Source organism: Rhodococcus sp. C3V (assembly GCF_029269915.1).
In the GTDB taxonomy this organism is placed as follows: Bacteria; Actinomycetota; Actinomycetes; order Mycobacteriales; family Mycobacteriaceae; genus Rhodococcus_F; species Rhodococcus_F qingshengii.
Genome location: NZ_JARJBE010000084.1, coordinates 1 through 350, shown reverse-complemented (window position 1 = coordinate 350; position 350 = coordinate 1). Strand labels below are relative to the sequence as shown.

Here is a 350-nt window from a genome sequence, read left to right as displayed (position 1 = left end):
AACCGCACCTGTGGCGCCGGTGATGCCGGCCACGATGCGTCCGGCGTAGAGGATCCACAGGACGGGTGTGGTCGCCATGATCGCGTAGTCGATAGTGGCTCCAAGTAGCGAAGCGAGCAGGACTGGGCGGCGGCCAAAGCGGTCGGACAGTGCTCCGAGAACGGGTGCGCATAGAAATTGCATCAACGCATATAGCGCTAGCAGCACGCCATAGTGACTGGCGATGCTGTCGGAATGGACGATATCCCGCAAGAGGCCCGGCAGTACTGGCATAACCAAGCCTATGCCTACAGCATCCAGGGTGACGGTGCCGAGGATGACGATGAGCGCATTGTTAGATTTCATTCTAG

The 350-nt window shown here is 59.1% G+C and carries 1 protein-coding gene; it reads right to left on the bottom strand.

Annotated features, from left to right (window positions below; translation table 11 throughout):
* Positions 1 to 345: MFS transporter (locus P3G66_RS31890; protein ID WP_276117897.1), on the bottom strand; the 345-nt coding region annotated here is incomplete at its 3' end.
* Positions 346 to 350: the final 5 nt, after the last annotated feature.